The 9,557-nt window shown below is 37.9% G+C and carries 9 protein-coding genes; 4 read left to right on the forward strand and 5 right to left on the reverse strand.

What is annotated here, in order from left to right; translation table 11 throughout:
• The first annotated feature begins 8 nt into the window (after positions 1-8).
• Positions 9-500, forward strand: coding sequence for a ClpXP protease specificity-enhancing factor (locus B6A32_RS02020; protein ID WP_085301076.1), 492 nt, complete (start codon positions 9-11; stop codon positions 498-500).
• Between the two features lie 173 nt (positions 501-673).
• Here B6A32_RS02020 and hemL read toward each other — a convergent pair whose 3' ends face one another.
• The 4 genes from hemL to B6A32_RS02040 all read right to left on the reverse strand — a co-directional run bounded on the left by hemL (position 674) and on the right by B6A32_RS02040 (position 5,334).
• Positions 674-1,957 (reverse strand): glutamate-1-semialdehyde 2,1-aminomutase, encoded by a 1,284-nt coding sequence (gene hemL / locus B6A32_RS02025; RefSeq protein WP_085301077.1) that lies wholly within the window; start codon positions 1,955-1,957, stop codon positions 674-676.
• 43 nt (positions 1,958-2,000) lie between these two features.
• Positions 2,001-3,011, reverse strand: coding sequence for an aspartate carbamoyltransferase (locus B6A32_RS02030; protein ID WP_233131295.1), 1,011 nt, complete (start codon positions 3,009-3,011; stop codon positions 2,001-2,003).
• Positions 3,012-3,208: 197 nt separating this feature from the next.
• Positions 3,209-3,640, reverse strand: coding sequence for a CopD family protein (locus tag B6A32_RS02035; RefSeq protein ID WP_085301078.1), 432 nt, complete (start codon positions 3,638-3,640; stop codon positions 3,209-3,211).
• The gene (locus B6A32_RS02040; protein WP_085301079.1) at positions 3,637-5,334 is read right to left on the reverse strand and encodes a chloride channel protein; all 1,698 of its coding nucleotides are present in this window, start codon (positions 5,332-5,334) and stop codon (positions 3,637-3,639) included. The genes B6A32_RS02035 and B6A32_RS02040 overlap by 4 nt, the downstream gene beginning before the upstream one ends.
• A 59-nt stretch (positions 5,335-5,393) precedes the next feature.
• On the opposite strand from B6A32_RS02040, the gene B6A32_RS02045 reads away from it, so the two are divergent.
• The 3 genes from B6A32_RS02045 (at position 5,394) to B6A32_RS02055 (ending at position 8,230) form a co-directional block, all read left to right on the forward strand.
• Positions 5,394-6,137 (forward strand): DUF6776 family protein, encoded by a 744-nt coding sequence (locus tag B6A32_RS02045; protein WP_085301080.1) that lies wholly within the window; start codon positions 5,394-5,396, stop codon positions 6,135-6,137.
• A gap of 64 nt (positions 6,138-6,201) precedes the next feature.
• A complete protein-coding gene (erpA, locus tag B6A32_RS02050) occupies positions 6,202-6,543 on the forward strand; it encodes an iron-sulfur cluster insertion protein ErpA (RefSeq protein WP_085301081.1) in 342 nt (113 codons plus the stop codon).
• A gap of 277 nt (positions 6,544-6,820) precedes the next feature.
• Positions 6,821-8,230, forward strand: a complete 1,410-nt coding sequence (locus B6A32_RS02055; protein ID WP_085301082.1) for a M20/M25/M40 family metallo-hydrolase — start codon at positions 6,821-6,823, stop codon at positions 8,228-8,230.
• A gap of 102 nt (positions 8,231-8,332) precedes the next feature.
• On the opposite strand, the gene B6A32_RS02060 is transcribed toward B6A32_RS02055, so the two are convergent.
• On the reverse strand, positions 8,333-9,502 hold the full coding sequence (locus B6A32_RS02060; RefSeq protein ID WP_085301083.1) for an HD domain-containing phosphohydrolase: 1,170 nt from the start codon (positions 9,500-9,502) through the stop codon (positions 8,333-8,335).
• Positions 9,503-9,557 lie beyond the last annotated feature (55 nt).

Raw genomic sequence — 9,557 nt, forward strand, 5'->3', positions numbered from 1 at the left:
ACGAAAGCATGACAAACACGATGACATCAACTAAGCCTTATATTGTTAGGGCTTTTTATGACTGGATCTCAGATAATGGCTTAACACCTTACATCGTAGTAGACGTTAATGTTTATGGCGTTATGGTGCCAATGTCTTATGTTAATGACGGTCAAATTGTGTTGAATGTATCTCTTTCTGCAGTTGGTAGTATTTCTATGGTTGGAGATACTATAGAACTTAGTGCTCGCTTTGGTGGCAAACTAGAACATATGAGCGTGCCTTATGGCGCGATAGCTGCCATTTATGCCAAAGAAAATGGTGCCGGTACTTCGCTAGAAATTGAGCACCCTGTTGAAGACGATATAGTTGAAGCACCTGCAAAGCCAGAAGCAAAAATATCTTCGGTGAAAGCGGTAGACAGCAAAGTCGATGCCAAAACATCAGGTACAGATAGTACGGGTCAAAACTCTAAAGCGAAAAAGCCAAGCTTGTCAGTTGTAAAAAACAAGCAAGATTAGTTCGGTTGCGATTTGATACTTTAAGTGTCTAATTTAACGAGCTATTAAATCGAGAAAGCCAGATTAACTAGTACAGTTATTCAAGCATTAGAAGTTAAAAAAGGTAAGCATAATGCTTACCTTTTTTGTTTTCTAGCAACTACAAAATTTGTAATTAAGCTATTTAATTCAAGCTATAGCTTAGCGAAACAACGATCAGCGGCTGCCAAAGTAAATTCAATTTCAGCCTCACCGTGGGCTGTTGAAACAAAACCTGCTTCAAATGAAGATGGTGCTAAATACACGCCTTCCTCTAACATCAAATGAAAGAATCGATTAAACTTCTCACCGTCACAAGCCGTGGCTTGCGCAAAACATGTGATGTCTGTTTCAGTGGTAAAAAAGAAGCCAAACATTGCACCGACATAGTTAATGGCTAAAGATACCCCGTTTCTTTCTGCGGCAGCCTTCAAGCCCATTGCTAGCTTTTCGGTTGTATCACTAAGTAATTGATGCTTATTACCCTTACAGAGTTCGTTTAGCGATGCTAAACCTGCAGCCATAGCGATAGGGTTACCTGATAGTGTACCTGCTTGATATACAGGCCCAACAGGCGCAATATAGTCCATGATTTCTTTTTTGCCACCAAATGCGCCAACAGGCATGCCACCACCGATAACTTTTCCAAGTGTAGTTAAATCTGGCACTATATTGTAATGGGCTTGGGCACCACCTAAAGCAACACGAAAGCCAGTCATCACTTCATCGAAAATTAAAACGCTGCTGTATTGATCACAAATAGTACGTAAGCCTTCTAAAAAACCAGCAACTGGTGGTATACAGTTCATATTACCTGCGACAGGCTCGACAATAATACAGGCAATTTCATCACCAAATTTTTGAAAAATCTCTTTAACTTCTTCAATGTTGTTATAGCTAACTGTTAATGTGTGTTTTGCTACATCTTCAGGTATGCCTGGGGAGCTAGGTACACCCATCGTTAGCATGCCCGAGCCCGCTTTAACTAATAGAGAGTCAGCATGACCATGATAGCAGCCTTCAAATTTTAATATTTTATCACGGCCGGTAAAGCCACGTGCTAACCGAATGGCACTCATGGTGGCTTCAGTACCAGAACTTACCATACGTAATTTCTCCATTGAAGGAACAATTTCACGTACTTTTTCAGCCATCGTTATTTCTAACTCGGTAGGTGCGCCGAAGCTCAGACCACTTTGTGCTGTTTCAATGACAGCTTCTAAAATAGTAGGATGGTTATGGCCTAATATCATTGGGCCCCAAGAACCTACATAATCGACATACTTCTTATCTTCAGCATCGAAAATATATGCACCTTGGGCCTTTTTAATAAATAACGGAATACCACCAACGCTATTAAATGCTCGAACGGGAGAGTTTACGCCACCAGGAATTACGCCTTGGGCTTCAGTAAATAATTGCTGAGAATTTTTTGTCATAATGTTCTACTCATTGTTAATGTAACCTACAGCGAGGCTAAAATTAGTATTTATTTGTGTGCCAGGTAACCGGCTTTTCATAATGGCTAAGTCTGTTTTCAACACCTAAGCTCAAGGCAAATAAAGCCATACGTACTAATACCCCATTTTGCGCTTGGCGAAATATAGCTAAATTATCAAGATCATTTAAATCGATATCGAGTTCGTTTGCTTCAGCACGAGAGTCGCGTGGTAACGGGTGCATTATAACCGTGTGTTGATGGCAGTATTGTTGATAAATTTGTCGGTTTAAACTGAAATGACCGCGGTACAAATCAGCTTCATCTTTACTAGCAAACCGTTCTTGCTGAATGCGAGTTTGATAGATAACATCACACGCTAAGTTACCTTCAATTTTATCCGTCATCACAACTTCATGGCCAGCATTAATGAGTGCATCTACAACACTATCTGGCATTTGTAATGCTTTGGGTGCAATCATGGTGACTTTAATATTATTGTATAAGCTGATTAATTTAGATAATGAATGTACAGTTCTACCGTGCTTAAGGTCACCCATTAGTACAATATTCAGGCCATCAAGCCCCATATCGTAGCGTGCCATTTCTGACTGAATGGTAAATAAATCTAATAAAGCTTGAGTCGGATGCTCGTTTGCACCATCGCCCCCATTAATAACTGGTACACTGCTCCCTTTAGCAAATTCTGCGACCGAGTGCATTGCAGGGTGGCGCATGGCTATTACGTCAGAATAACCACTTATCACACGTGCAGTATCAAATAAAGATTCACCTTTGGATAAGGACGAGTTTTCCTGGCCTACGGTTTCTCTAACAAAGCCGCCTAATAAATTAAATGCAGTGCCGAAACTAACGCGTGTTCGAGTACTGGGTTCAAAGAATAAATTACTTAAAATGGCACCATCAAGCACATGACAGCGTTTTTTTCGCATGGCATATGGTGCCATGAGCGTTGAAATCTCTAGAATACGGGAAATGCTTTCTCTATCGAACTGTGATACAGATAAGATATGGTTTCCTTCAAATTTCATCATAGATAATACCTAAATTATAAACAGAACTACCAATGCGAATATTCGCTAAATTGGGATGTGGTTTTATTCATATTAAATAGTGGGCTGTTGTTTTTAAACGACAGCGAAAATTCGCTGCGAAATATAGCACAAAAGTCAAAAGCAAAATATGTATTATCTAATTTGTCCTATGTTTCTGTTTGCTATTTAGCCAATACTCAAAAAGGTTTTATATAAACTAAAATAATGATGGCGAGCATTAAAATCACAGGGATTTCATTAAAAAATCGATAAAACTTTCCAGAACGTGTGTTTTTGTCTGCCGCAAAAGTGTTAACTAGTTTAAAACAATAGCCATGGTAGATCAGTAATAGCACAACTAAACTAATTTTAATGTGTAACCATTTAGCGGCAACAAACCAAGCATAGCCATATTGAATAATAATTGCGATACCAAGTAATACGGTGAAAATAGCGAAAGGTGTGATGAAATAAAGTAAGCGACGCTCCATACCTTTAAAATGTTGCTGCACTAATGGTTCGTTTGATTCTGCATGATTTACAAAAATACGCGGCAAGTAGAATATACCTGCAAACCAAGCAACCATAAAAAAAACATGAAAAGCTTTGAGCCAAAGAATGGTTGTCATTTATTGGTTTTTCCTTTTAAGAGATAAGAACGAATATAGTCAAAGGTAATTATACCCATAATTTGCTCAGGATTATCTTGATATATATAAACTCCCCCTTTTCTTTGCTTTACTAATAATAAGTAAGCTTCTGCCAATGTTGATTGACTAGAAAGAGGTATAAGCCAATGTTTTTCTATTGTGGGTGTATCATCAATATTATTGGTAGTTTGCTGATAAAAAATAAAACCATTTTTTTCACCTTTACCAGTGACTTTACAAATAAGCTGATCTTTTTGTGCATCTGCTTGATGCTCTAATGCTAAGGTAATGGCTTTCTCATTTGGGTCATTTAACAAGGTAAAGTTTTCATCCATAACCCCGATCACCCCAATACGCTGTAATGACTTTTCAAGCGGAGGTCTTCGATAAGGAAGACCTTGTACTTCTAGTTGCATAATAAAAATCGAGCGATTTCCAAAAAATTGTCCTGAGAACACACAAGCACTGGTGATTACAACCATAGCAGGAACAATAATTTCAATTTGGTTCGACATTTCTACTACACACAGTAAAGCTGCTAAAGGGGCATTAAGTGTCGCGGCCATAAAACCAGCCATGCCCATTAAGGCAAAGTCGCTGGCGGAAATATCACTGGTCACAAAATACGTGGCGATAACAGAACCACAAATACCAGCAATTGCACCAATACCTAAGATAGGACCAATAATGCCACCTGGTATACCTAAACCCAAAGCAAAAACCGTCATGAGCACTTTAGCTACTAATAAGCCTAGTAATAACTGTAGCTCAAAATTATTTTGCAAAGAAAAATTAATAGCACTTAAGTCAGTGCCCATTGCATGAGGTACAGTATATCCCAGTGCTCCAGTAATTAAGGCTGCGGTCAATATACGAGGAACAATATGAAAACGCGCGCTATGCTTTATGATTAGAATTAAGTGGCGATTAAATACAAATGCAATAACACCCAATACCATGCCTAGTACAGCTAAAGAAAAATAATGGTCAGTAGTTAACGTTATAGCAATAAAGTGGCCAAACTCATGTGAGGGACCAAAGATACTACTGGTTGTCAAAGATCCAACAATTGCAGCAATCATAACAGGAATAAAAATATGTACTTTATATTCCCTTAAAATAACCTCCATAACAAACAAAACAGCCGCCACAGGCGTATTGAAACAAGCAGCAATGCCCGCTGCAATACCACAAGCACTTAAACTTCGAATTGCGTTATAAGGTAAATTTAATTTATTGCCGATATAGCTGCTACATGCTGCTCCTAAATGCACAGCAGGGCCTTCTCGACCAACCGAAAAACCTGAAATAAGTGCGACAGCACTGCCAATGAATTGATTAATGGTGTTACGAAAAGGAATAACACCATTTGCAATTTTTAAGCGATGCAACACAAAGGGAATACCACTTCGAATATATTTATAACCCGTAAGCCAAGCAAAGAAGAGAATAACGGCTGCACCAATTATGGGTAATAGGAAACGACTTAAAGCAGTTAAACTGTTATAGTCATCTTTTTCGTTCATAAAAAGTGATTGAACGCCTTCAATGGCGAATATGAAAAGCACCACCAGCATTGCCGATGCAAAACCACCAATAGCCGCTAGTAAGCATAGCTGCCAAGATGTTTGGGGGAGAGCAAGACGCTTTTTAAGCTGAATGATTGTCTTCATATTGTATTATTTTTATTGGGCATATTTACAGACATTCTGGATATCATAATACTTTTCAAATGAATTGGTTAGCAAAAATAAATTTCAACACGATAGTAAAACGCTTAGGAGCATTTAGATCAGCGATTTTACTTTTAGTTATAGTCTCTATATTACTATTTTGTGGATATCGCCTTGGTAATTTTTATCATGGTTATCAAACGCAAACATTGGCACAACAACAAACTAGGTTAGATTTTATTTATCAACAATTAGTGGAGAAAACTCAGCGTATTAATACTTTAGAAGTTGAGCTAGAAGTTGAACGTATGGCGAACAGTCGCAGCCAGGAAACGTTAAAGTCAATTGAGCAAGCGCATTACCAAGTAAAAAAGGAGCTGGCTTTTTATGAAAAAGTTATGGCGCCGGAAAAACAAGCTAATGGTTTAGTTATTGATGGTGTAAGTTTGACAAAATCAGAGAGCCCAAATCATTATCGTTTTCAAGTGGTGCTTGTACAGCAACTATTGCGTAAACGTTATGCTAAAGGTCACATTGAACTGTCAATTACTGGTAGTTTAGATAATAAGCCAAGCAGTATTGCTTTATCTCAGTTGTCTACATTAGAGAAAAAAGACTTATCATTTAGCTTCCAGTACTTTCAAATTATCTCTGGGGAGCTTACTTTGCCAGAAAATTTTGTACCTGAGACTATTCATGTTGCTGCGATATTAACTAAAAGTAAATGGCAGCAATACAACCGTATCGATCAAAGTTATCCATGGTCCAAAAGTCTAGATAATATTACCCAGAGTCAGCCATAATACTTGACTAAAACAGTCAAGTTTAAGATAATTGCCCTAGTTAACCTGTATTAAGTTGAGTTTTATGTCAAATCCTGAATTACCGATTAAATTTTCCGACGCTGCGGCGACTAAAGTATTGACGTTGATCACCGAAGAAGAAAACCCAAACTTGAAATTACGTGTTTACGTTACAGGTGGCGGTTGTTCTGGTTTTTCTTATGGTTTTACTTTTGATGAAAAAGTAAATGATGGTGATATGACCATAGAAAAACAAGGTGTTACTATGGTGATCGATCCAATGAGTTTACAGTATTTAGTTGACGGCGAAGTTGATTATATTGAAGGCTTAGAAGGTAGTCGTTTCTTAGTAAACAACCCCAACGCAACAACCACATGTGGTTGTGGTTCTTCATTCTCTATTTAATGAACAATAATTTTTTGCAAAAGCCGACACGATGTCGGCTTTTTTGATCTTTAAATAAGCTGACATTCGAGTTAGTCATCAAACAAACTACAGACTTATAAATAAAATCTACAAAGGTCATTATTTATGTATTTAAGGGCAGTAAATCTTTACAATTACTGCATATTTTTATTCAGTATTATCAGCTGATTCAAGTGAATTCATTGTAAGTTCATCGGCTTTTATAGATACTTACCATTAATGGCAAACTGAAAAAACAATTGATTTAAGGAAAAACATGAGCTCAAAAATAAAATTAATTACCAGTACCTATTTAGCTTTGTTAATAAGCGCGACTAGCTTATTTGCATCAGCGCAACAATTAAGTACTGAACAACAAGCGCAAATGAATTCGCTTAAAGAAACGGCACTGCAGTCTGATTTATCCTACCAATTAATCGAATCTCTAACCACAGAAGTGGGGCATCGATTAATGGGCTCTGAAGGTGACAAAAAATCAATTGTTTGGGCAATAAATAAAATGAAAACCTTAGGGTTTGATAAGGTTTGGTCTGAAGACGTTACGGGTAGCTACTGGTTACGTGGTGAAGCAAAAGCGCGCATAGTAGCTCCTTATCCACACGACTTAGTGGTTTTAGCACTTGGTGGCAGTATTGCTACGAAAAAAGAAGGTTTGACCGCTGATGTTGCCCATTTTGAAACGTTTGCTGATTTAAAAGCCGCGCCAGATAATAGCCTTAATGGTAAAATTGCGTTTGTTTCTTATCAAATGGATCGCGATATTGACGGCGAAGGATATGGCCCGGCAGTTGGTACACGCGTTAGCGGTGCTGTAGTGGCGGCACAAAAAGGTGCGTCAGCACTTGTTATGCGCTCAGTTGGAACTGACAATAATCGTACGGCTCATACCGGCGTTATGCGTTACAAAGATCAAGTGAAAAAAATTCCGGCAGCGGCATTATCTAACCCTGATGCTGACTTATTAGTCAACCAACTTAAACGTGGTAAAGCAGTAAGTTTATATCTGCATATGACCGCTAAAACTGATGCAGAAGTTGTTGCAACATCTGCAAATGTTATTGGTGAGTTTACCGGTAGTGAGTTTCCAGAAGAAATTGTTTCTTTAGGTGCGCATTTAGATAGCTGGGATGTAGGCACAGGCGCGTTAGATGATGGCTTAGGCATAGGTATGGTTATGGCAGCAGCACATCATATTGGCCAATTACCTGAACGCCCTAAACGCACTATCCGCGTTATCTTATTTGCCGCTGAAGAAGTAGGCTTATTGGGTGCAAAAGAATATGTCAAAGTGCATAAAAATAATATGAACTCACATGTTATTGGTGCTGAATGGGATTTTGGTATAGGCCGTATCTATAAAATGACCCCAGGTGTTGGTGCACAGTCACTTAATGCGATACGAGAATTAGCACAGTATTTAGCACCTTTAGGTGTTGCGTTATCGCCTGAGAACAACGCAAAAGGACAATCTGATATGAGCGCATTAAGTGATGCGGGCATGCCAAGCATTGATTTCGCTCCCGATGGTTCTAACTATTTTGACTACCACCATACTGAAAATGATACTTTAGACAAAGTTGATCCAGCAGCGTTAAAAGTTAATACCGCTATTTATACTATGTATGCATACTTTGCTGCTCAAGCAATGGTGGACTTTAGAAAATAAACCGTTAGTTTTAAGGGTTAATATATCTAATACTAGCCCTTTTCAAGGTAAGCTTTAGTGATTAAAGCTTACCATTACACTGTTATAAATCTATTACAGTGATTACCCTTCTTGTAATAAAAATTCGATTATACGATTGTGATCGATATCATAATCTACAGGGTTTACGCCTCGAATAATAAAGTCGGCTTCTTTCGCTAAATCAATATTCTTAGCCATAATGTATCGGTGATATTTTATATTATAGAAGCAACGCACTTTAGGGTTAATAGGGTCGTCTTGATTTCTCCCTTCAACGATGGCTAGGCGTTGGGAATTAAGCTCTACAATACTGCCAACAGGGTATACGCCCAAGCACTTAATAAATAAATCAACGAGTCTTGGCATCAGCTTACCGTCAAGCGCTAAGCCTCTTAAAATACCGAATGCTTTAATTGGACTATAATTTTTTTTATAGCAGCTCTCTGCTGTTAGTGCGTCAAAAATGTCACATATGGCGATCATGGCACCGTAGTTTGAGATATTATCTTGATGTAATTTTTGTGGATAACCTGAACCGTCTAGGCGTTCATGGTGGAGTGCCGCAACCTCTAAGCTTAGCTCAGAAATATCCGGAATAGCTTTAATAATATCAATGGAATGGTTGACATGTTCTTTAATCACTTCAAATTCTAGTTCGGTTAATTTATCTACTTTATTGAGCAATTTATCTGGGACTTTAATTTTTCCTACGTCATGCAGAAATGCGCCAATAGCAAGCTGTTGAGTAACATCACGATCTATTTTTAAAAAACGTGCAAAAACTGTCATAAGTACAGAAACTGAGACAGAGTGTTCTAATAAATACTGGCTCTTGTCGCGGATGTTTATTACGCAAACTAAAGCATCAGGGTTTTTAAATATTGCGGTAATAATGTGATTTGTCACCTCAATAATAGGTGCAAGATCAATCGGTCGGTTTTGTTGAGCATCAAGCAATATTTGTTGCTGAATTTGTTTCGATTGTTTAAAAATATTTTTAGCTTTGGCAACTTCGAGGATTAAAGGACCTGACTTTTCTAATTGTTCTGGAAGGTTTGTCTTGAGAGCTTCATCTATGGTTTTTGTCGTATCAATTAATACCGAGTTAACCCCCTTAGCTTGTAAACCCAGAATAATATCATTGCTTTTAATATGTCCTGCGCGGGCTAGGTTATATGTACCTTGCTGTTCAACAATATCGACAACAAAGTGGCCTTTTTTTAAATCATTGATACTAACTTTTATTATCATAATACAATTATTTAGAACAGATACCTTAATAATAGTCCTTGGTTAATAAAAGGAA

Origin of the sequence: Colwellia polaris (assembly GCF_002104515.1) — a bacterium.
Taxonomy (GTDB): Bacteria; Pseudomonadota; Gammaproteobacteria; order Enterobacterales; family Alteromonadaceae; genus Cognaticolwellia; species Cognaticolwellia polaris.